This window comes from Rothia sp. HMSC065C12, assembly GCF_001812085.1.
Lineage (GTDB): Bacteria > Actinomycetota > Actinomycetes > Actinomycetales > Micrococcaceae > Rothia > Rothia mucilaginosa.
This window is the reverse complement of record NZ_KV807679.1, coordinates 289,972-311,462: the sequence shown is the minus strand read 5'-3', so window position 1 is coordinate 311,462 and position 21,491 is coordinate 289,972. Positions and strand designations below refer to the sequence as shown.

The window sequence follows — 21,491 nt, the reverse complement described above, 5'->3', positions numbered from 1 at the left end:
AGGTGAAGCCGCCGCCCAGAAAACGCGGAAGAAACAGAGCCAGGTCACATGCCCGTAGCCACACCCGCTATGCTGGAAGGGTACGCCTCCACGCGCCCGCCGCGCACCGAACAGTAGCCCCCGGAACACACCGGCGGCACGCCTGCCGGCACCCGGCGCAGGCACCCCATTAGGAAGGATCAACGATGACCGCAACTATTGCTTTTCTCGGCACCGGCTCCATGAACGGCTCCATCGCCGCAGGTCTGCTCGCTGCAGGCCACGACCCCGCCCACATTCGCGCCACCGTGCGTAGCGAAGAATCTCGCGCTGCCCTCGCCCAGCGCCTCGGCGACAAGGTAGAAATCATCACCACCGGCGGCGAAGCTGACGGCAACCACAAGGCAACCGCCCACGCAGACGTCGTTCTGCTCGGCGTGAAGCCCTACGGCATTGTTGAGCTTGCCCGCGATATTGCACCCGCCCTCGCGCCGAACGCTGTTGTGGTGTCCGTTGCTGCTGGCGTGACCCTCGAAACCCTCGCCGAGTGCCTTCCCGCAGGTCAGCCCATTGTTCGCTGCATGCCGAACACCCCCTCCTCCGTGGGCAAGGGCGTGCTCGCCATCTCCACCACCGACACCGTGAAGAACGAGCAGAAGAAGCTCGTCGAAGAGGTCCTGGGCACTGTCGGCTTGGTCGTTGAGGTCCGCGAAGATCAGATGGATGCGGTCACCGCCGTCTCCGGCTCCGGCCCGGCATACGCGTTCCTGCTTGCGGAGGCGATGGCCGCCGCCGGTGAGAAGCTCGGCCTGGACGCAGACACCGCCCTCAAGCTTGCCAGCGCAACCGTTGCCGGTGCGGGCTTCCTGCTCGACACCAACCCGGATGCGCCCGCCCTGCGCCGCGCCGTGACAAGCCCGAACGGCACCACCGAGCGTGCACTGAACACCTTCGTGGACGGTGGCCTCTTCCAGCTGACCGAGGACGCGATGCGCGCCTGTGCGGCACGTTCGGCGGAAATGAGCCAGCTGTACACCGCTGATGAGGACTAATCAGCGGGAATTAACCAGTGGAAACTAATCAGCGGGGACTAATACCGTCTGGTAGCATCCCCCCCCTGACTAGGTGAAACTACAGAAAAACAGCCTCCTCCCGGCAGAACGGGAAGAGGCTGTTTTTCTATGCCTATTTGCTTTTCTATGTCTAATCGCGGGCTACTCAAATGCGGGCTCTTCAAAACCAGCAGAGCTGGGGAAGATAACCGCCGCAGCGAGGAAAAACGCGCTTAGGGTCGTGCCGCGAAACGCTCAATCAGGTCCACCTGACCGGACACAATCAGAATGTCGCGCGAGTGAATGCGGGTGGTGGCGTCCGCGTAGGTGAAGTCCTCACCTGGGGACTTAATGCCGACCACGGACACGCCGTACTTGGAGCGGATATCCGACTCAGCAAGGGTGAAGCCGTGGGTTTCCTTCGGCGGGCGCATCTTCGCAATCGCGAAGTCGTCATCAAACTCAATGTAATCCAGCAGTCGACCCGAGACCAGGTGCGCGGCGCGGCGGCCGGCATCCGCCTCAGGGTAGACCACGTGGTGCGCGCCAATACGCTCCAGAATCTTGCCGTGCGCGGGGGTAATAGCCTTCGCCCAAATACGCTCCACGCCAATGTCCACGAGGTTCGCGGTAATCAGCACGGATGCCTCCACCGAGGTGCCCACACCCACCACGGCGGAACCGAAATCGTCCGCACCCAACTGGTGCAGGGTGTCGATATCGGTCGCATCGGCGGAGACCACATGGGTCAGCACGCCGGACCACTTCTGCACCAGCTCGGGGTCCTTCTCAATAGCAAGGACCTCCTTGTTCTGCAGGCGCAGCTGGGCCGCCACCGCGGAGCCGAAGCGTCCCAGACCAATCACGAGGACGGGGGCGTTATGTGCACTAGCCAATGGTGGGCCTTTCTTCGGGGAACTTGTAGAGGCGGCGGCGTGAACGCAGCGCCAGGCCGGTCGCGGCGGTTGTGGTGCCCACACGGCCAATGAGCATCAGGCCGCTGAGCACATAGATACCCGCCGGCGGCAGGCTGGAGGAGAGACCATTCGAGAGGCCGCAGGTCGCGAAGGCGGAGATGACCTCGAAAATGACCTCCTTGAGGTCCGCGCCGCTAATAATCAGAATCGACGCGGCGCCGACACCTACCACGGTAGCACCCATAACAATCACGGAGATAGCAATACGCAGGGAGGACTCGGGGATGGTGCGGTTGAACGCGACAACCTTCTGATCGCCTCGCGCCTCAGCAAGGATAGACAGGGCAATCACGGCGATGGTCGTGACCTTCACGCCACCCGCGGTCGAGCCGGAGCCACCGCCAATGAACATGAGCATGTCCGTCAGGAGCGTGGAGACGGGGGTAATGCTGCTCATATCGACCAGATTGAAGCCGCCCGAACGCATCATTACAGAAGCAAAAATGGCGTTCAGAACCTTGTCGCCTGCGGAGTAGTCGCCGATGGTGGCGGGGTTGTTCCACTCGAAGAGACCCCAGAAGAACGCGCCAAAAGCAAAGAAAAACAGGGTCGTCACGGTGGTCAGCTTCGCGGTGAGCGACCAGTGGCGGGGGCGGAAAGGATGATGCTGAATCGCAATGAAAACAGGGAAACCGAGCGAGCCCAAGAACACGGCAATGCAGATGGGCACGAGCAGGAAAAGGTCATGGCCGTAAGGCACGATGCCGTCGGAATGCGGAGTGAAGCCTGCATTGTTGAAAGCTGAAATAGCGTAGAAGATGCTGTGCCAGATGGCTTGGAACGGGTCTTCGCCGAGGGTCAGGAAACGAGGAATCAGCACAAGCGCAATGATTGCCTCGATGGAGAATGAAGCATAGGAGACGCTCTTGATGATGCCACCGACCTCGCCAAGACGGCTGATGTTCAGGTCTTCCTGTGCGATGAGTTTGGTGCGCAGACCCATCTTACGGCCGATAGCCAGCGCCAGCAGGGAGGTAATGGTCAGAGTACCCAAACCACCGACCTGACAAGCCACAAGAATCATTGCCTGACCGAAGGTGGACCACTGCTCGGCGGTGGAGACGGTAGTCAGGCCGGTCACCGTCACCGCGCTGGTAGAGGTAAAAAATGCGTGGTGGAAAGGCGCGGGCTGCCCATCATTGGAGGAGATGGGCAGTAGCAAGGTGAGCGTAAAGAAGATGATGACCAGCAGAAACGCAGTGATTGCGGTGCGCGAAGGCGAGGCAAGAACGGTCACGTCAATAAAGTCACGGAACCGTTCGAGGGTCTGCAGATTGAACCCCATGGGGGCGCGCTTACGCTGAACCTCGGAGGTTTCGCTCACGTGGTCGCGTAGGGCAAGCAGACGATCGAGGTCAATACCGGGCACACTCGTGAGGATGCTAAGGTTTTCGGCCTCGAGACGGTCGCGTCGACTACGGTGAACCTGCTGCTTTTGAGGCACGGATGTGGTGCCGCTGAGGGTGTCCCAGCGGCGGTTGAGCTGGCCCTGGGGGTGGTGGTGTCGGCGCCGGGTGCGGCGGAGTATGCGTCCCATGCGCCTCCTTCAGCGGGTCTGGGTGTTGGTGTGTTGGGCGGCGGATATGTGCCTGTTTTGACGCCTTCTAGTGTATCGCGCCGGGTGCCTACTGAGGGGGTTGAGGCTCTGGTGGTTTGGGGGTAAATATGTGAGCTTGGAGAAGGCGTGCGGTTGGTTTTGTGGGTGGAACCACGAAAACTATATATTCTGAATTAGCTATATAAGTATTGAGGGTCTGGGTGGCTCGCATATGCCTAGGATGAGATACAGGAAATCTCCACGAGATGTGATAGGCACTTCATGCTTTTCTCCCCTTCAGTGCTTCATATTGAGGTAGCATTCAGCGGTCTTTCAGAATTTTTGAAGGTAATTTCTGTATCAGCCTCATTCTAAGCTTGAGGCGTCACTTTATATGTCATAATCGCTATATGCATTCTGATGTTTTTTCTGTCATCGCGGATCCGACTCGCCGCCGAATTGTGCGTATTCTCGCTGAGCAAACCCACACGGTGGGTGCAGTGGTTGAAAAGCTGGGCATGAGCCAGCCGACCATTTCGAAGCACCTGAAAGTCCTTCGCGATGCAGATGTGGTCTCCGTGACCGTGGAGGGGCAGCGTCGCCTCTACTCCCTGAACCCGGATGTATTCGCCACCGTGACCGAGTGGATCAACGAGACCGTTCAGATTGCACGTCAGTCCAATGAGGCGCACGCACCCGTGGCACTGCCCGGTGGCGTGACTGCATCTGCCTCCGATAAGACGGCAGCTGAGAAGCCGGTCGAGAAGACCTCCGAAAAGAGTGCTCCGAAGCCCGAGGCGACCGACTCCGAAACTCTCACCGTTGAGGCACCCACCTCCGAGGAAATCGAGCAGGCTCGCATTCAGCGCGCCCGCGCACAGTACCTGACCCCCAGCGCGCGCATCTACTCGCGCCCTGCGGAGCAGGCTGCTGAGAGTGCCGCTTCCGAAGCTGTCGCTGAGAAGGCAGGAGCTACTGAGCCTACCCCGCAGGAAGAGGCAGTGGATAGCACCCCGATGCGCCCCTTCACTCCCGCATCGTACGGTTACGATGCTGGGGTGACCCCCGCGGCGTCGGCAACCCCCGTTCAGCCCGCTACCCCGGCGGCATCCGCTGAGGTGAAGCCCGCTGAGACCAACAAGACCACTGAGGCGAAGCCTGTCGTAGAGGATAAGCCGGTGGTAATCGCTCAGCCTGCCGCTACTGTGTCTTACGGTATTGACCCGGCTGCGGTTGTGGGCGGTTCGATTCAGCCTATTGCTGTGACCCCCGAAGCTCCTGCTGCCGAGGAGCCCGCGGTGGCTGAGAAGACTGTCAACGAACAGCCTGCAGAAAAGGCTGAGGAGAAACCCTCGGTTGAAGAAACCGTAGCTACTGAGAAACCTGCAGTTGAAGAATCTGCCCCCGAGAAGGCCGCTGTAGAAGAGTCTGACAAGGCTGAAGGCGCGTCTGAGACTTCCTCTGAGGAGACCGAGTATCAGACCATGCCCGCCTACGATTCGGTGTACCGCCCCAGCACTGAGACGACCAGTACCGAGGTGAAGGACGCCCACCGCGGTGGTCTCTTCGGCTTCCTGCGTGGCCGCCGCCGCTAAGGCGCGCCCTGACGCCGTTCAACCTCCGGCATAACTCATCGATAAAGCACACACACTCTCACTCACCTTTATCTAACCGAAAGACGCATTCACGTGGCTATTCATCGTAAAATTCTGCGCTGGCTCGAGAACGAACTGTTCGAGGGCAATATTCAGCTGGGTCAGGACCTGCCCAGCGATAGCGAGATTGCACGCGCTATTGGTGTGGGTCGTTCCCGCACTCGCGAGGCTCTGCGCACCCTGGAAGATATGGATCTGGTGCAGCTGTACAACGGCCGCGGCAAGGAAATGCTGGTACACCTGAGTGATGAGCCTGCCGCTGCCGCGAGTGCCGCTCTGCGCCTGCACATGTCCAGTTCGCGTTACCCGACTCGTGACCTGGTGCAGACCCGTATTCTGCTGGAAAGCTGGGCGATTGCGCGTATTGACCCGAAGACCGCCTCCTTCGCGGAGATGGACGAGGTCCTGGAGCAGATGGAAGATTTCGATCTGTCGATTCGTGACTTCCTGGAGCTTCTGTTGACGTTCCACCACCAGGTGATGCGTTGCGGTGGTAACGAGCTGCTGGTGGGTCTGCTCGCGTCGGTGCGTCAGCCTAGCTTTGAGTCGATGCTGTCGCTGGTGGGCCGTATGCCGCTGTGGAGTAGCGCTGTGGAGCGTTTGCGTGCTGAGAGTCGCGCTATTGCGGAGGCTCTGAAGGCTGGCGACGCTGCGACTGCGCGTGCCATGGTGATTGGTCAGCTGCGCGGCATGTATTCCGATGCCGGTATTGACCTGGAGCAGGAGGCGACCTCTGCGAATGGTCTGCCGGGTGAGCCGATTGCTTCTGAGTTTGCGCCGGTTGATGCGGATGAGTTTGCCGCTGATGACTTTGATGATTTGATGCAGGATGACCCGTCCTTCGCTGATGTGGAGGGTCTGCCCGCCGCAGATGCACCCGTTGCGGCACCCGCTTCTGTGGAGCCTGCGGCTGAGCCTGTTCAGGCTTCTGCTCCGTCTTCTGTCGTGGAGTACACGGTGCCTGAGGGCGATATTGTCTACATTGAGGAGACTGCTGCTGAGACTCCTGTGGATCGGGTTGATGAGCCTGCCGAGGTTCTTTCTAGCTCTAACGCTTCTGGCTCTGACAAGGTAGAACGTTCCATTCCCGCTGTTGCTCAGCCCGCACCTGCTGCAGCTCCTGCAGCTCCTGCTGCTCCCGCGCAGCCTACCGCTCATTCGGTGAGCGCGGATGTGCCGCTGAGCTTCGGCACCCCGCGCCGTAGCACCTCGGTATCGCAGGTTACCCCGGCTGCTTCTGCGGCACCGGTTGCTTCTGTAGCGGCTAGCTCCCAGACTCTCGCTTCCCAGCCCCTCAGCTCGCAGACTCTCAGCTCCCAGACCCCCAGCGGTCAGCTGCCGAGTGTCCCTGCCGCGTACGCGCAGGAAGAGGCTGAGGGTCCCGCGAAGGTTCTGCGCGCCTCCACGGCGGCTCCGCGTCGTCGTAGCGGCCAGATTGTTTCCCCGGTGCGTGCGACCATCATTAAGCCTGTGGATCGTAGCAAGGTGCTGACTGCGCCTGCCCGTACCGCGCGTCCCGCGGCTGTTGTGACTGCCGCGGCTCCTGCGGAGTCTGAATCGGCTGAGAATGTTCTGCGTGCCCCTGCGCGCCAGGAGGCGCCCGCCGTTCAGCCTGCTGAGCCTACCCGCCTTGAGGCGGCAGCGACCATTCACGATACTTACGAGAAGCTTCCGCATGAGGAGCCGGTGCAGGAGCGCGGCGGCATCTTCTCGAAGATGAAGCGTTTCTTTGGCGTGGATGTGTACGAACCTGAGCATGACGAAGCGCAGGAGAGTGCCGAGAAGGAGCAGGTCCTGAAGGCTGAAACGAAGCCCGAGTCCCAGCCCGTCATTGATGAGGAGGCGCTGGCTCGTGCCGAGGCTGAGCGTGCTGAGCGTTTGAAGGCGTTGCATGCGGCGGCTGAAGAAGAGGCGGCTGAGGAAAGCGCCGCTGAAGAGGTTTCGGTAGAAGAGCCGCTTGAAGAACCCGCTGAGGCTTCTAATCCCGCCCAGGAATCGGCTGCGGAATCGGTAGAGGTCGCCTCCTCGGCTGAGGAGAGCGCTCCTGAGGATGCTGTAGCTTCTTCCGGTTCGGTGCTGTCTCATGGCCGCGCTAAGGGCTCGAAGAAGTCGAAGAAGAAGCGCCGTTAGGGCTACCGAATCCCCGTTTTCGCCCCGAGATATCCTCGATATACCCGCGGGAAAAGCGGAAATTCAGGGAAAAACTCCTGAAAAGCCGCTCTCGAATGGTGAAAATGGGGGTAAACCTAGTACTCTAGGTAGGTAGCGCTCTAAAACGCAAGGGTATTTCTGTGCCTAAAATGCGTTTTGGATCGGTTATACCGGTATAAATATCCCCGGGTAGCTACCGAGTCGAATGGCTCGGCCGGGTACGAGTAAAGTGAGGAAATCCTATGGGTTCCGTTATCAAGAAGCGCCGCAAGCGTATGTCCAAGAAGAAGCACCGCAAGCTGCTTCGTAAGACCCGCCACCAGCGCCGCAACAAGAAGTAAATAGACTTCTTTCGCCCCGCCCTCCGCATGGAGAGGCGGGGTTTTCGCGTTCCTGCAGTTTTGGCGGGCCGGGTTTTGTACGCCAGGTTTTGTATTTGTAGAGGGTATGTGCGGGTCACTTGTTTGGGGTGCGGCGCGCTATCTGAGAGACTGGGATTATGACTGAAACTTCCACCATTAAAGTTCACCTCATGCGTCACGGCGAGGTGCACAACCCCGAGCGTATCGTGTACGGCCGTCTGCCCGGTTACCGTCTGTCCGATAAAGGCCAGCAGATGGTGCGCCTGAGCGCCGAGGAGTTCGCGGCTCGTGCTGAGCGAGGCGCCCGTTTCGTGCATCTGGTCTGTTCGCCGCTGCAGCGTACCCGTGAGTCTGCCGCTCCGGTTGAGGAGCTGCTGGGTCTGACCGCGCAGCCGGATGAGCGCGTCATTGAGGCGGATAACTACTTTGAGGGTCTGCACGTGAACGCGCAGGAGTTGCTGAGGAACCCGCGTCACTGGACGAAGCTGTACAACCCGGCGCGCCCCTCCTGGGGTGAGTCGTACCTGGAGCAGATTCGCCGTATGGCTGCAGCTGTTCAGGATGCGGCGCGTACCGCCTACGAGCGCGGCGGCGAGGGTGCGGAGGCGATTATTGTGTCGCACCAGCTGCCGATTTGGATTACTCGCCTGGGGGTTGAGGGCCGCATGCTGCAGCATGACCCGCGTGCCCGTGAGTGCAACCTGGCGTCGATCACGACTCTGGCGTTTAGCACCACTGATTTTGAGCATGAGATGCCGCATTGTGTTGGGTATTCGGAGCCTGCCGCGCCGCTGTACGGTGGCGTGATTCAGCTGCCCGGTAGCTGAAACATCCGGTAGCTAGTTCCTGAAGCTGTTTTTGAGCATAGTAAGAGGCTGTGAGCCCATCCGTTGCGGATGCGCTCACAGCCTCTTGCTGTAAACCTTGAGGGGGTGCGAGCCTAGCTGTCCTGACTAGTTCTGCCCGCTGCTTTGACCAGGAGTGTTGTCCTCGGGGTCTTGTTTGTTCTGGGATTCTGCTTCGCGGCTGCGGCGTTCGCGTTCTGCTTTTGCTTTGAGCCAGCGCAGGTACTCTTCATCGTCGTCGGGGGAAGACACCGAGGGCGCCGGGGTGCTGCGTCGCTGACCGAAGCCGGGGCGAGGAGTGCCTGCTGCGGGCTGTGCCTTGGGGTGGCCCAGGATAAGCCACATGAGCGGGCCCACCACGGGGAAGAGTAGGGTGACGAGAACCCACAACCACTTGGGCAGGGTTCGCGCCTCGTGTGCGGGGGTGCGGACGGCGTCCAAGAGGGTGTAGAGGGTCAGCCCCACGATGAGGGCGGCGCCGCCAATAATCAGCATGGCTCGAATCATAAGCACTACTATGACACACCGCCGCGTTATTGCGGAACTGTGAACCGGGTGCCCGCTAGCGGCGTAACGGCGCGGCAATCCGGCGCAGATTTGTACGTCGGCTTAGTAGCCGGTGAACACCTGAACTTCGTGGCTAATAATGTCCAGCGAGCCCAGCCACACGGCGAGGGCAAGAATCACGGAGTACACGAGCGCCACAATACCCGCCTGCTTGAGCACGGGGATCAGGTCGCGGCCGCCGCGCGTCCACACGGTCACGCAGGAGTGGATGGTCGGGCCGACCAGCAGGAAGATCAACAGGAACCAGGGGTTCTCATCGAGCAGGAGCACACCCAGGCCCAGTGCCAGCGCCATCTCCACGATGTAGGTGATGCGCGACCAGCGTTCGCCCAGGCGGACCGCCATGGTCAGCTTGCCCGCCTCAATGTCGGTGGGAATGTCACGCACGTTATTCGCCATGAGCAGCGCACAGGAAATCAGACCAATGCCGATAGCGCCAACCCAGCCGAGCAGGGTCAGGGTATGCGCCTGCGTATAGAGGGTGCCCAGGGTAGCAACCAGACCAAAGTAAACGAAGACGAACACGTCTCCCAGACCCATGTAGCCGTAGGGGTGCTTGCCTCCGGTGTAGCCCCACGCCGCGAAGACACTGGAGGCGCCAATCGCCAGGAACCACCACTGGTTCGCCAGAGCCACCAGGGCAAGACCGGCAAGCATCGCTAGACCGAAGCAGGCGAAGGCGGCGTACTTGACGGAGCGGGGGCTTGCCACGCCGGAACCGACGAGGCGTAGCGGACCCACGCGGTCTTCGTCGGTGCCTTTGATGCCGTCGGAGTAGTCGTTGGCGTAGTTCACGCCGACCTGCAGGAAGAACGCGACGAGGAACGCCAAGAACGCGTAGAGCGGCTTGAATTCGTTGATCTCGTAGGCGGCAGCTGAGCCGGCAATAATGGGGGCGACGGCGAGCGGCAGGGTGCGCAGGCGAGCGCCTTCGATCCATTGGGCGGCAGTTGCCACGGGGGTTCCTTCCGGGTCTAAGTGCGTATGATGCGTGGGTTTTGTGATGAGACGGGTTGTGACGGTGACGGTCAGAGCGTGCGGGCGACTGCGTGTGCGGGGTGAAAACCCGCGGATGAGCCTGCTTTAGCCCTGACGATAGTCTCTGTCCAGGATACTGTATATTTCTGCGCGGTCCGGCTTGCCGGTGCTGGTGAGCGGGAAATCCGGCAGGATGCTCAGATGCTTGGGTGCGGCGGGGGCACCGAGCTTTTCGGCGCAGCGGGCACGCAGTAGGGCGCAGAGTTCTTCGTTCAGGGCGGGACGATTCTCGGTAGATGTAGCCGCGGCACCGGCAGAAGGTACGAGCGTGACCGCGGCGGCAATGGCTGTGCCCCAGCGGGCATCGGGCAGGCCGACTACGCAGGCTTCGCGTACGGCGGGGTGCTCTTCAAGGACGGTCGCCACGGCGCGGGCGGAGATTTTTACGCCTCCGCTGATGAGTACGTCGTCGCTACGGCCGAGCACCTGCAGGCGCGGTTCGCTACAGTTCTTGTTGCTGTTGGGAACCGCTACAGGGCTCAACAGCCCGTAGTCGTCGGTGCGGTACCAGCGGGTGCCGTCGGCGGCGGTGAAGAAGTGCTCGGCGGTGCGGGTGGCGTCGCCAATGTAGCCGCTGGCGAGGTGCGCGCCGCTGATCCAAATACGGCCCACCTGCACAGACTCTTCATTCGCCGGCTTCCCCTCAATATCCGGTACGGCGGGCATGCCTTCTTCCGGTACGAGCTCCACCCGCACGCCGGGCAGTACGGAGCCGGAGTAGACGCATCCGCCGGCGGTTTCGGCACTGCCGTAGGTGGTCACCGTGTTCAGCCCCAGGGCAGTAGCGGCGGCGAGCAGGTCGGCGCTGGCGGGGGCGCCTCCAAGCAGGATGCCGGTGAAGGATCCGAGCGCCTCGTGAATTTCAGCGCCCAGGTGCGGATCGGCGTCCGCGCTTTCGAGCAGTTTATGGAGCTGGGTGGGTACCAGGGAGATAAACCGGCGTGCCGAGCTCATGCGCTCAACCGTCTGCAGGAACACCTCGGGGCTAAAGTGCACGGGCTCAATGACGGAGCGGGCAATGACCGGGGCGGTACCGGCGAGCACGGAGCGGGCGAGCACCTGCGCACCGGCAATATAGTGCGCGGGAAGAGCCAGGAGCCACTGCGATGCCGTATCGGAGTTTGAGCCGAAGAAGCGTTCGGTGGCTGCGGCACTGGCGGCAAGAGCTCGCGCGGTCAGTGCGGTGCGTTTGGGGGTTCCGGTGGATCCGGAGGTGCCCACCACCAGGGCAATAGGCTCCGCAGCCGCGCCCGCACCAGCATCCGCCGCGTACCTGCCCAGTAGCTGCTCAAAGGCGCCCAGCATGGTGTGCGGGTCGGCGGGCTGGTCGGCGCGCACCTGTACCGCCTGCGGGTGCAGGGCAGCCTCCTGCGGGGCGGGGGAGGGCATGAGCCCGGGTACGGGGGTGTTCATCATGGCTAAATCCTTAGCGGCTGTTGGTAGCGGCTGCGTGCTGTTATGCGCCGGTGTCATATGCCGGGGCGGGGAAAAAGAGAGGGGCGGCATCAAATGCGCCGGAGCCGGATTCTTAGCTGAGGTTCTCAGGGTTGAATCCGGCTCCGAGCCTATGCATCTGAAACTACTTCTGTAGAGGGGACTGTCTCTTAGAAGTAGTAGGGGTAGTTGGACCAGTCCGGGTCACGCTTCTGCAAGAACGCGTCGCGACCCTCCACGGCCTCGTCGGTCATGTACGCCATGCGGGTTGCCTCACCGGCGAAGACCTGCTGGCCGAGCATGCCGTCATCAGGCAGGTTGAAGGCGTACTTGAGCATGCGGATTGCCTGCGGGGACTGGCGGGCGATGTGCGCCGCGTATTCCAGGCCCTTGTTTTCGAGTTCTGCGTGGGGGACTACGTCGTTGACTGCGCCCATTTCGTACATGCGCTGTGCGTCGTATTCCTTGGCGAGGAAGAAGATTTCGCGGGCGAACTTCTGACCCACCTGGCGTGCGAGCAGTGCCGAACCGTAGCCCGCGTCGAAGGAGCCGACGGTTGCGTCGGTCTGCTTGAACTTGCCGTACTCTTCGGAGGCGATGGTCAGGTCAGCTACCACGTGCAGGGAGTGGCCGCCGCCTGCAGCCCAGCCGGAGACGAGGGCGATAACGACCTTGGGCATGGTGCGGATGAGGCGCTGCACTTCCAGGATGTGCAGTCGGCCTGCGCGTGCCGGGTCGATGCTTTCTGCGGTGTCGCCGCTGGCGTAGTGGTAGCCGTCGCGGCCGCGGATGCGCTGGTCGCCGCCGGAGCAGAATGCCCAGCCGCCGTCCTTGGCGGAGGGGCCGTTGCCGGTGAGCAGTACGGTGCCTACGTTGGAGGTCATGCGGGCGTGGTCGAGGGCGCGGTAGAGTTCGTCCACGGTGTGCGGGCGGAATGCGTTGCGGACCTCGGGGCGGTCGAATGCGATGCGCACGGTGGGCAGATCGCGTAGGATTTCGCCGTTTTCGTCGCGCTCAACCTGGCGGTGGTAGGTGATGTCAGTGAAGTCTTCGAAGCCTTCGACGACACGCCAGTCGGCGGGGTTGAAGATGTCCGAGACCTTTTCGGGAAGTTGTGCAGTCATAGACCCTATTCTACGTTGCCCGGGCGCTGCGTGAGGCTGTGGCATGGGTTGCCCGGTATAGCGAATCAGGTTGCCGAGCATAGCGAATCAGGTTGCCGGGCATATAGGAAGGCCCGGACCGCGTGTGTGCGGTCCGGGCCGTAGAGGTTGGGTAAGGAACCTTACCCGGTCTCGATTATTTGTGGGCTACTTGACCTTTGCGAGCTCTACCGCGCGGTCGAACTCTTCGTCAATGACCGGGTTCTTCTTGTAGGTGACCAGGGAGACGATGATTGCGACCAGCATTGCCGAAGCGAAGCCGGGAACCATTTCGTAGAGCACGGACTTCATCGGGCTCTGGCCCCAAGCGAATGCCACAACGGCACCGGTAATCATGGAGGCGAGTGCACCCTGGGTGGTCAGCTTACGCCAGTAGAGGGAGAGCAGAACGGTCGGGCCGAATGCCGAACCGAAGCCCGCCCACGCGAATGCGACCAGCTGCAGAATGGAGCTATTCGGGTTCCACGCCAGGGCGCCGGCGACCAGTGCCACGATTGCCACGCCTGCACGACCGAGCCACAGGGACTTGGACGCGCTGAGCTTCTTCGAGGAGAAGATGCCGTAGAGGTCCTCCACCAGAGCGGAGGAGCACACAATCAGCTGCGAGGAGAGGGTGGACATAATTGCCGCCAGAACCGCAGCCAGAATCAGGCCCGCGATGAGGGGGTGGAACAGAATCTGGGCGAGGTCCAGGAAGACCGACTCAGCGGTTTCGGGGTTGGTGAGGGACGCCTCGGGGTGGCGTGCAAAGTAGGCGATACCCATGAACGCGCCGCTCAGTGCGCCGAACACGGTCAGAACCATCCAGCTGATGCCGATGCGGCGGCCAGACTTAGCGTCCGCGGGGGTGCGCATTGCCATGAATCGCACAATAATGTGCGGCTGACCGAAGTAGCCCAGACCCCATGCGAGGGATGAAACAATACCGGCGAAGGTGGTACCCGCGAAGATGCTCAGTGCGTCGGGGCGTACCTGGCTGATGGACTCAACCACGGGGCCCACGCCGCCGAGGTCAATGATGGTGACGACCGGAACGGCAATCAGTGCTGCGAGCATGAGCAGACCCTGAACCATGTCGGTGTAGGACGCGCCCATGAAGCCGCCGAAGAAGGTGTAGAACACGGTAATGCCTGCCAACAGGAGCATACCGGTGTGGTATTCCTGACCGAAGGAGGACTTGAAGAACAGACCGCCGGACACCATACCGGAGGAGACGTAGAAGGTGAAGAATACCAGAATCACGACGCCGGAGACGATGCGTAGCACGCGCTTGGTGTCATGGAGGCGGTTGCTCAGGAAGACGGGGACGGTCACGGCGTCGCCTGCTACTTCGGTGTAGCTACGCAGTCGCGGTGCCACGAACTTCCAGTTGCACCATGCGCCGATGGTCAGACCGACGGCGAGCCATGCCTGGGAGAGGCCGCTGAGGTAGACGGCGCCGGGCAGACCCATGAGGAGCCAACCGGACATATCGGAGGCGCCCGCTGAGAGAGCGGCGACGGTGGGGGAGAGCTGTCGCCCGCCCAGCACATAGTCGTCAAGACTGTTGTTTTTGCTATTTGCCCATAGGCCGATTGCGATCATGGCAACAAAATAAATCGCCAGCGCGATGACCTGGTATGTACTCGCGGCCATAATGTTCCTTCTCTCCTGGTGATAGTGTGCGCCTGTGTGTATTTATGCGCTACCCCATAACTTTATGAGTGGCATAGGATACAGTCTAGGCTTTGAGGGCTTGAAAATAAAGTCTATTTGACGCTTAGGGGTGAGGATCTATGGAATAAATATGTATTTTCTGTGTAAAATCCATGGTCGTACACGTGGGTCATTGTGGGAGCGTGTGCGAAAAAGTGCCCGAAAAATCCTTGAATTTCAGGGTTTCGGGCACTTGAGTGAAAGATATGTAGTTGAAAAGCAACGCAAACGCTCAATGGCATATGCATCTAAAACGAATTAAACGAAAAATTTAAAAGCCGTTCGGAGTGTTGAACTGTTACACGACAATGTCACAGAGGCTTAGAGATCCCTCACAACCCATGGTTCAGTAGCCATACGAGCCGGATCAAAACGCTCCAAAATCGCTGCCGCATTGGGCACCGGAACATCCGCCGAATGGGTGGAGCCATCGGCGTTATACACCGGAATAGATGCGGCAATCCACCCCAAAATCGTAGGGATTTCAACGCCCGCCTCACGCAACTGCGGCAGAGTCACCGCACCGTCACGCTTCGCCAGGCGCTTGCCCTCCTCGTTCAGCGCCAGCGGCACATGCGCGTAACGCGGCTGCGTCAAACCCAAAAGCTGCGCCAAATACGACTGGCGAGGCGCCGAAGGGAGTAGATCATCACCGCGCACAATCTGCTCAACCCCCACAAAGGCATCATCCACCACGGAGGTCAGGTTATAGGCATAGGTGCCGTCATTGCGTACCAGCACAAAATCATCCACCAGCCCCGTGTAGGCACCGTAAAAATCATCCTGCACCGTGTAGCTCGTGCACTCGGCGCGCAGACGCAGAGCCGGCGGACGCTGGGTACGGCGCTCCTGTCGCTGTGCTTCCGTCAGCTCACGGCAGGTACCCGGGTATGCGCCCGGGGCACCGTGCGGGGCACTCGACGCCTCCTGAATTTCGCGGCGGGTGCAGTAGCACTCGTACACGAGTCCCGCCTCGCGCAGCTGTTGAACCGCCTGCTCATAGGCGGCAAGGCGCGTGCTCTGGTACAGTACACCTGCTTCCTTGCCCTCGGTGCTTTCGCTACCCTCAATACGCGCTGCCGAGGCGCCGGGGCTCGCATCCCAATCCAAACCCAGAGCCGCCAAATCAGCAATCTGACGCTCCGCAGCACCCGGGCGCACGCGATCCAAATCCTCCACACGCAGATAGAAGGGCTTGGTGCCGCGGCGAGCCATCGCCCACGCCAAAATAGCGGTACGCAAATTACCCAGATGCAAATCCCCCGAGGGGGAGGGAGCGTAGCGTCCGGTACCGCTGGGGAAAGGCAGGTTCGAAGGAGTGGAAGACGAGGTGGGGGAAGAAGTCATACTCCTATCCTATAGGGGCGTTAGATGCGGGTTAATCGTGCGCACGACTCTAGGTTGAGTGGCATTGTGGCATAAATATTGCTTCTACGGATGCGTGCCGGGCTCTTCGAGGGGCTCCTTTGGCGATGATGTGCTGTTCAAACAATCCGGAGAGGTTGATAAGGCTCACCACTTTCTTATCACTAGAGATAATTTTGTACAAAATAATGCGCTTTCATTGCCTTGAATTGTTACCGAACAGTAAATTTCTGTTCTCTGGAAGCCCGAATAGCCCCGCAAGTACCAAAAATTACAGTAGGGTTGTATCTATGGCTCGTACTATTGAACTCGCAGACGGCGTGTACCGCATTGCGACCGACAACTACCGACTGAACACCGGACTGGTCCTCGGACTGGAGCGTGCACTAGTCGTAGATACCGGCGCAGGTCCCCGTCAGGCAACCGAAATTTATGATGAGGTTCGCCGTCTCACGCGCCTTCCTATTACCGTTGTAAACACTCACGGACACTATGAGCGTTTCTTCGGCAACGATGTTTTCGCGGCAATGGGTACCGAAGAATTCTGGGCGCATCCTCGCGCCGCGCGTGCAATCCGTAAATACGGCGAGGCGCAGCGTCCCTACGTCGAGACGCTGGAACCGGAAATGGCACACAATCAGGGTGCCGCCACCAATATTGTTGTTCCCAACCGCCTGGTCGCCAATAGGGGCGACGGCATCACTTTCACCCCCATCGACCTGGGTGAGCGTAGCGCAACCCTCATGTACATGGGACCCGGCCACACCGACGGTGACATTATGGTCGGTGTTGAAGATGTGCTGTTCATGGGCGGTCTGATTGAAGAGGGTACCGATCCCTATTTCGAGGATTCCTTCCCCGACCGTTGGATTGACACTCTCGGTGCCGTGCTCGAATTTGACCGTTACCGCGTGTATGTGCCCGGTAACGGTGAGCCGGTAGACCGCACCTTCGTGGAGCGTGAACGCAACACCATGGTGACCGCTATTGAGTCGATTCGTTCCTCCACTCTGGACCGTGATGACGAGGCGACGACCGCGGCAATGTATAAGCTGCCGTACGCACCGGGTGCTACGCGCTTCCTGCTGGATCGTTTGGCTCAGCTTGAAGGTGCACCGGTAGCGGCATATCTCGAAGCGGATCACCCGGACACCAGTGGTTTCACGGGTCCGATTACTCTGGGTCAGGCTTCGTACTAAAACCCCGTATGCAATATGCCTCATGGGGCATAAATGCAGGTGAGGGCTGGTTTCTATGATAGAAACCAGCCCTCACCTTTTATATACCCATAACCTTAGGGCACGTATTTAGCGCTGAACGTACTGGGCGCGCATTGCCTCGCAATCAGCCGCCAAAGAAGCCGGGACTTCACCCATTGCCTCGCACAGCTGCACGAAACGGTGACGCCAATCCAGGTGCTGCAGAGCCTGACGAATCTGCTGCTCACCCTGCGCGGGGGTCCAGCGGGAGACCGCATCGGCAACCTGCGCGAGGCCCGCGCGTGCATCCGCGTGATCAATGTCGATGGTCGCGCCATCCCAAAGGATTTCACGTACGGTGGTGGTGTTCGGAACCTTGCCGACCACGGTCACGCCCGAAGCCAGGGCGTCGGTCCAACGACCGGTGATGTACTCCTTGGTCGGGTGAGTGTACGGCGCCGGGCTGACCGAAGTGGAGAACGCCAGCAGGAACTTCGCGCGGTTCAGAGAATTCTGCAGGTGCTGAGCCGACTCGCGGTCATTTGCACCGAAGGGCGGGCGGCCCTCAAAGCTCAGACCCAGCTCCGCGGCGAGGGCGGCAGTCGCCTCGTCATCTTCGTAGGCGGCGGGCTGACGGCCCACGCGCAGCAGGTCGGTGCTCTTCGACTCCAGCGCAGCCAGACGGTCGCTGAACTTGCTCCAAACATCCGCACCCCAGGGCAGAACGCCGGGGACCTTCACTCCCGCGGCAGTCCAGGGCTGAACGTCATCAACGTCTGCAACGAAAATACGGTCGTAGGTGGAGGACTTAGCCACCGCGGGAATACGGTCATCCCAGAAGCTATCAATCACCCAGCCGTAGATTGCACCGTAGCGGCGGAACGCGAAGGAACGCTGCGAAATGGCGTACAGCTGACCGGGATCAGAAGCAATCACCAGGCAGCGCTTGGAGCCGCCCTTGAGACGGGGCAGACGCGCCAGAAGCTTCGTTTCCTTGCTGAGGGATGCGCCCACATCCACGGTGTGTACGGTACCGCCGGTGTAGCGGGCGAGAAGCTCCGCCATGGCGTGTACGGGAACCCAACCGGCTCCGGAGGGGACAGCAACAATAATATCGAGTGAGCTCATGAGAATCCTTGGGAGCAACGTCCGCCGCATGCGCCGGGCTCACCGGGGTAAAACCTCGGGTCGCGGGCGGTGTGCATCAGCGGCAAGAGCGTGAAGGTCAATAAATGATAGATAGGGTGCCTTACGTCAGCAGGCGCGCAAAAAACGCGAATGCAACGGCGAGTGAAACCGCTACGACCGGCTAGCTTTCAGCCACGGAAGGCTACGGCACAGGTAATTTTCAGTATATCGGTCAACCCTGCGCACGGGGCTTAGCCTGCTGCCTTTAGAAACAGCTTTAGGGTGTGTGAATGCGCACCTCAACGCCCGATTCGGTGCCAAACCCGGCAGCCATGCGCGCCAAATCAGTATTCGGGGCGGCAACCACCGTGAAGAAACGGTCCACAGCGGCGGTGAACTGCTCCTGACGAGCCATATCACCGTGTTCAAGGGTCGTGAAAATACCGCCGCCGGCATCGTCAAAGACCTCAACGCGCAGTTCAGGCAGAAGCTCAGTATTCGGCAGGTTCAGCGATGACACATCGTGCTGGAAGGTCAGGTCACCGCACAGCAGGGTCACCGGCAGGGCGGCACCACCAATGACCGGGCGGGAGCTATCATCCACACCGGCAGGGTAGTAGCCCGACAGAGACACACCAATAGCGGTCGCAATCGTCCCGTCAATACCGGCAAGACCGCGGTTCGCAAACACGCGCGCGGGGGTGGGCTCGCCCAGGGCGGGGGCTGCCGCATCCAAATCACGCACCAGGTTTGAAGAGCCCAGTACGAGCAGGCGGCGCTGAGCCACCGCATCCTGCCAGACGCGGCGGGCGTAGGAGCGGCCAGCGGTGCGGTTGCGGTAATCGGTGTAGTCAACCGAGCTCTCAGCACCGGGGTGTTCGTAGGCGGCAATGGTGCGCAGGCACTCATCCTGTAGCTCGCGGGCGGGCTCAACCCACTGCTCCAACCAGCTCAGCTCGTCCACCAGCTCATCAGCGGGCACAGTGGAGGCGCTCGCAAACTCGGCAAGCTCGTGCGGGGTTGACAGTTCTACAAAGGAGCGGGCGCCCGGCTCATACCAGCTGGCGCGGCGCGGGGCGTAGAACGCGCACTGAATATCTTTGCGTTCCAGCAATGCGGTAATCGGGCGCGAGAGCGTCGGGTGGCCGAAGAGCACCACACGCTCAATCTGGGCGGCGGGGGCGAACGAATCATCAGCGAGCAGCTGCGGGTAGTGAGGAATGGAGGTGGCGCCGTGGCGCGCCTCGGAGGAAGGCTCCGCAAACAGCGGCAGGTTCAGCACGCGCGCGAACTCCGCCGCAAACTCACCGGCACCGTCAGCAGCAACCACCACGGTGCGGTGCGCCGGGGTGAACTCCGACAGGTCAGCCTGTGCCTCCAAAGAATCCAGAAGCCAACGCTGCTCGGCGCTGGAGAGTCCGGAACCCTCAGCGCGGGCGGTGCGGGCACGGCCCTCAGCCTGCGGGTCGTAATCTTCCAGCAGGCTCTGCGCCCACTGCGGCAGCATCTGCGCAAAACGACCCGAGGGGGTCAGCGGCGTATCAAAACAAATGTTCAGGTGCACCGGGCCAATCGGCTCGGCAGACTGCTTGCGCCAATGCTCGGCGCTACGACCGGTCAGCGCGTTCAAGCACGCCGCAAAAGCCTGAGTCTGCTCGCCCTCCACCTGCTCGGGGTAGGAGGTCAAATCAGCTTCAGCACGCACAAAAGGATAGAAGAAACTCGCCTGGCGGGTCGTCTGATTCACGCCGCTACCGCGCAGACGCTCCGGGCGGTCCGCGCTCAGCACCGCCAGGGGCACACCGGCGTGATACGCCTCCATGACGGCGGGCACATACTCGCCCAGTGCCGTACCGGAGGTGCACACCAGACCCACGGGCTGACCGGATGCCTTGGCAATACCCAGGGCGGTAAAGGCTGCACTTCGCTCGTCCACGCGCACGTGCGCAATGAGGGCGCCGGCTTCAGCGGCTGCGGCAATAGCGTACGCAAGAGGTGCACTACGGGAACCCGGAGACACGACAACATGCCGCATACCGGCACGAATCAGCGAATCGAGCACGGATACTGCGGTGAGCATGGCGGGGGTTGAGCGGTTTTCAGTCACCGTACCATTCTAATGCCGTAAGGTTTTTCATTCAGTTATGGTTACCCTTCACGGGCGCGACCTTGATAACTTGCAGTCTTCACAGTCCGCAGGCGCGTTCCAGTACCCGGTAGCAGGCGGTGACGCGCTCCACCCACCACTGGCGGGTCTGCTCATCGGTGGCAAGACGCTCCAGGCACCGCGGGTTGGGGCTGATGGTGCGCAGGTCCATGAACCCGTCGTGGGCGATGAGCGGCTCGTCGGTAACGTCCTCAGCCATGAGGGAGACCGTGCCCAGACCGCACCCGTACCTCAAGGTCGGTAGGGAGGCCGCCAGAGAGGCACCGGTGGCAATGCCCACCGAAGACTCCAGCGCAGAAGACACCACCGCCGGAAGCTGCGCCTGCTCCACCAGCGCGAGCGCACGGCGTACACCGCCCAGCGGTGCCGCCTTAATAACCATGAGGTCCGCGGCGTTCGCGCGAGCCACCTTCAGCGGGTCTTCCGCCTTGCGAATCGATTCGTCCGCGGCAATCCGGGCGGGTAGCCCCTCCTTAGCAATGGCAAAGCGGAGCGCCGCCATATCTTCAATGGATGCCACGGGCTGCTCGGCGTAGATAATGCCGTACTCGCAGAGCTTGCGCAGCGCATCAAGGGCACCGCCGAGGGTGTAGCCCATGTTCGCGTCCACCTTCAGGCGTGCATTCGGGAGCGCATCTCGTGCCGCCGCCACGCGGGCAATATCGTCGGCGAGGCTCTGCCCCTTCTCCGCCACCTTGATTTTGAGCTCCTGAATCTCACCCTCGTACTTGGCGAGCACCTCCGGCACACGCTCCGCAGGTACCGCGGGCAGGGTTGCATTCAGCGGGATGCGCGTACGCACCGGCTCCGGGGCGGGTAGCCACGCCGCCTCCAGCGCGCAGGCAAGCCACGCGGCAGACTCCTGCGCACCGTACTCGAAGAAGGGCGCGAACTCGCCCCAGCCGTGCGGGCCGCGAATCAGCGCGCTCTGGCGGCTATTGACCCCGCGGAAGGTGACCGTCATCGGAATTTCGACCGTGAACAGGTTTTCCAGAACCTCCTGCAGTGGCGGCAGGGGAGTGTTCGTGAGGTGAAAACCGTAGCCGAGAGGTGGCACGCTCATACTGGTATTCAAGGTATCTGCCCTTCTTCGATGCGCTATGAGCTCACCATAACATTCCGGGGGCGGGTGGGTGCGCTCGCGCCCTGTCACGCATTCTCTGGAAACTCTCAGGTT

General features: G+C 61.1%; 17 protein-coding genes. 6 read left to right on the top strand and 11 right to left on the bottom strand.

The features are described from left to right. Positions 1-185 precede the first annotated feature (185 nt). Entirely contained in the window at positions 186-1,031 is an 846-nt protein-coding gene (gene proC / locus HMPREF2836_RS07330) for a pyrroline-5-carboxylate reductase (RefSeq protein ID WP_070614895.1), read from the top strand. Positions 1,032-1,264: 233 nt separating this feature from the next. Here proC and HMPREF2836_RS07325 read toward each other — a convergent pair whose 3' ends face one another. Together HMPREF2836_RS07325 and HMPREF2836_RS07320 are read right to left on the bottom strand one after the other, a co-directional pair. Further along, entirely contained in the window at positions 1,265-1,927 is a 663-nt protein-coding gene (locus tag HMPREF2836_RS07325) for a potassium channel family protein (RefSeq protein ID WP_005504725.1), read from the bottom strand. Then, positions 1,920-3,545: a TrkH family potassium uptake protein gene (locus HMPREF2836_RS07320; RefSeq protein WP_049338027.1), complete on the bottom strand. Its 1,626-nt coding sequence runs from the start codon at positions 3,543-3,545 to the stop codon at positions 1,920-1,922. The genes HMPREF2836_RS07325 and HMPREF2836_RS07320 overlap by 8 nt, the downstream gene beginning before the upstream one ends. Positions 3,546-3,955: 410 nt before the next feature. Between HMPREF2836_RS07320 and HMPREF2836_RS07315 the strand changes: the two genes are divergently transcribed. From HMPREF2836_RS07315 to HMPREF2836_RS07305, 4 genes are all read left to right on the top strand, one after another. After that, on the top strand, positions 3,956-5,140 hold the full coding sequence (locus HMPREF2836_RS07315; protein ID WP_070614899.1) for an ArsR/SmtB family transcription factor: 1,185 nt from the start codon (positions 3,956-3,958) through the stop codon (positions 5,138-5,140). A 93-nt stretch (positions 5,141-5,233) separates the two neighbouring features. Then, on the top strand, positions 5,234-7,330 hold the full coding sequence (locus HMPREF2836_RS07310) for a FadR/GntR family transcriptional regulator (RefSeq protein ID WP_070629968.1): 2,097 nt from the start codon (positions 5,234-5,236) through the stop codon (positions 7,328-7,330). A gap of 263 nt (positions 7,331-7,593) precedes the next feature. After that, positions 7,594-7,692: a 30S ribosomal protein bS22 gene (locus tag HMPREF2836_RS09155; protein ID WP_005504750.1), complete on the top strand. Its 99-nt coding sequence runs from the start codon at positions 7,594-7,596 to the stop codon at positions 7,690-7,692. Positions 7,693-7,850: 158 nt separating this feature from the next. Beyond that, the gene (locus HMPREF2836_RS07305) at positions 7,851-8,540 is read left to right on the top strand and encodes a histidine phosphatase family protein (protein ID WP_070629967.1); all 690 of its coding nucleotides are present in this window, start codon (positions 7,851-7,853) and stop codon (positions 8,538-8,540) included. Positions 8,541-8,666: 126 nt separating this feature from the next. On the opposite strand, the gene HMPREF2836_RS07300 is transcribed toward HMPREF2836_RS07305, so the two are convergent. The 6 genes from HMPREF2836_RS07300 to gluQRS all read right to left on the bottom strand — a co-directional run bounded on the left by HMPREF2836_RS07300 (position 8,667) and on the right by gluQRS (position 15,802). Then, positions 8,667-9,065: a PLD nuclease N-terminal domain-containing protein gene (locus HMPREF2836_RS07300; RefSeq protein ID WP_070629966.1), complete on the bottom strand. Its 399-nt coding sequence runs from the start codon at positions 9,063-9,065 to the stop codon at positions 8,667-8,669. A gap of 102 nt (positions 9,066-9,167) precedes the next feature. Beyond that, on the bottom strand, positions 9,168-10,082 hold the full coding sequence (locus HMPREF2836_RS07295; RefSeq protein ID WP_005504756.1) for a 1,4-dihydroxy-2-naphthoate polyprenyltransferase: 915 nt from the start codon (positions 10,080-10,082) through the stop codon (positions 9,168-9,170). Positions 10,083-10,208: 126 nt separating this feature from the next. Beyond that, positions 10,209-11,579: an AMP-binding protein gene (locus HMPREF2836_RS07290; protein ID WP_070629965.1), complete on the bottom strand. Its 1,371-nt coding sequence runs from the start codon at positions 11,577-11,579 to the stop codon at positions 10,209-10,211. A 188-nt stretch (positions 11,580-11,767) separates the two neighbouring features. Then, positions 11,768-12,721, bottom strand: coding sequence for a 1,4-dihydroxy-2-naphthoyl-CoA synthase (locus HMPREF2836_RS07285; RefSeq protein ID WP_005508297.1), 954 nt, complete (start codon positions 12,719-12,721; stop codon positions 11,768-11,770). Between the two features lie 186 nt (positions 12,722-12,907). Further along, a complete protein-coding gene (gene putP / locus HMPREF2836_RS07280; RefSeq protein WP_070629964.1) occupies positions 12,908-14,395 on the bottom strand; it encodes a sodium/proline symporter PutP in 1,488 nt (495 codons plus the stop codon). Between the two features lie 381 nt (positions 14,396-14,776). Further along, positions 14,777-15,802: a tRNA glutamyl-Q(34) synthetase GluQRS gene (gene gluQRS / locus HMPREF2836_RS07275; protein ID WP_070629963.1), complete on the bottom strand. Its 1,026-nt coding sequence runs from the start codon at positions 15,800-15,802 to the stop codon at positions 14,777-14,779. 308 nt (positions 15,803-16,110) lie between these two features. On the opposite strand from gluQRS, the gene HMPREF2836_RS07270 reads away from it, so the two are divergent. Continuing rightward, the gene (locus tag HMPREF2836_RS07270; protein ID WP_070629962.1) at positions 16,111-17,019 is read left to right on the top strand and encodes an MBL fold metallo-hydrolase; all 909 of its coding nucleotides are present in this window, start codon (positions 16,111-16,113) and stop codon (positions 17,017-17,019) included. Between the two features lie 108 nt (positions 17,020-17,127). Here the strand turns inward: HMPREF2836_RS07270 and HMPREF2836_RS07265 are convergent, their stop codons facing one another. From HMPREF2836_RS07265 to HMPREF2836_RS07255, 3 genes are all read right to left on the bottom strand, one after another. Next, positions 17,128-18,147: a glycosyltransferase gene (locus HMPREF2836_RS07265; RefSeq protein ID WP_070629961.1), complete on the bottom strand. Its 1,020-nt coding sequence runs from the start codon at positions 18,145-18,147 to the stop codon at positions 17,128-17,130. Between the two features lie 277 nt (positions 18,148-18,424). Further along, complete coding sequence (gene menD, locus HMPREF2836_RS07260) at positions 18,425-20,254, bottom strand: 2-succinyl-5-enolpyruvyl-6-hydroxy-3-cyclohexene-1-carboxylic-acid synthase (protein WP_070629960.1); 1,830 nt, start codon at positions 20,252-20,254, stop codon at positions 18,425-18,427. A 79-nt stretch (positions 20,255-20,333) separates the two neighbouring features. Beyond that, positions 20,334-21,377, bottom strand: a complete 1,044-nt coding sequence (locus HMPREF2836_RS07255; RefSeq protein ID WP_070629959.1) for an o-succinylbenzoate synthase — start codon at positions 21,375-21,377, stop codon at positions 20,334-20,336. Between the last annotated feature and the right edge of the window lie 114 nt (positions 21,378-21,491).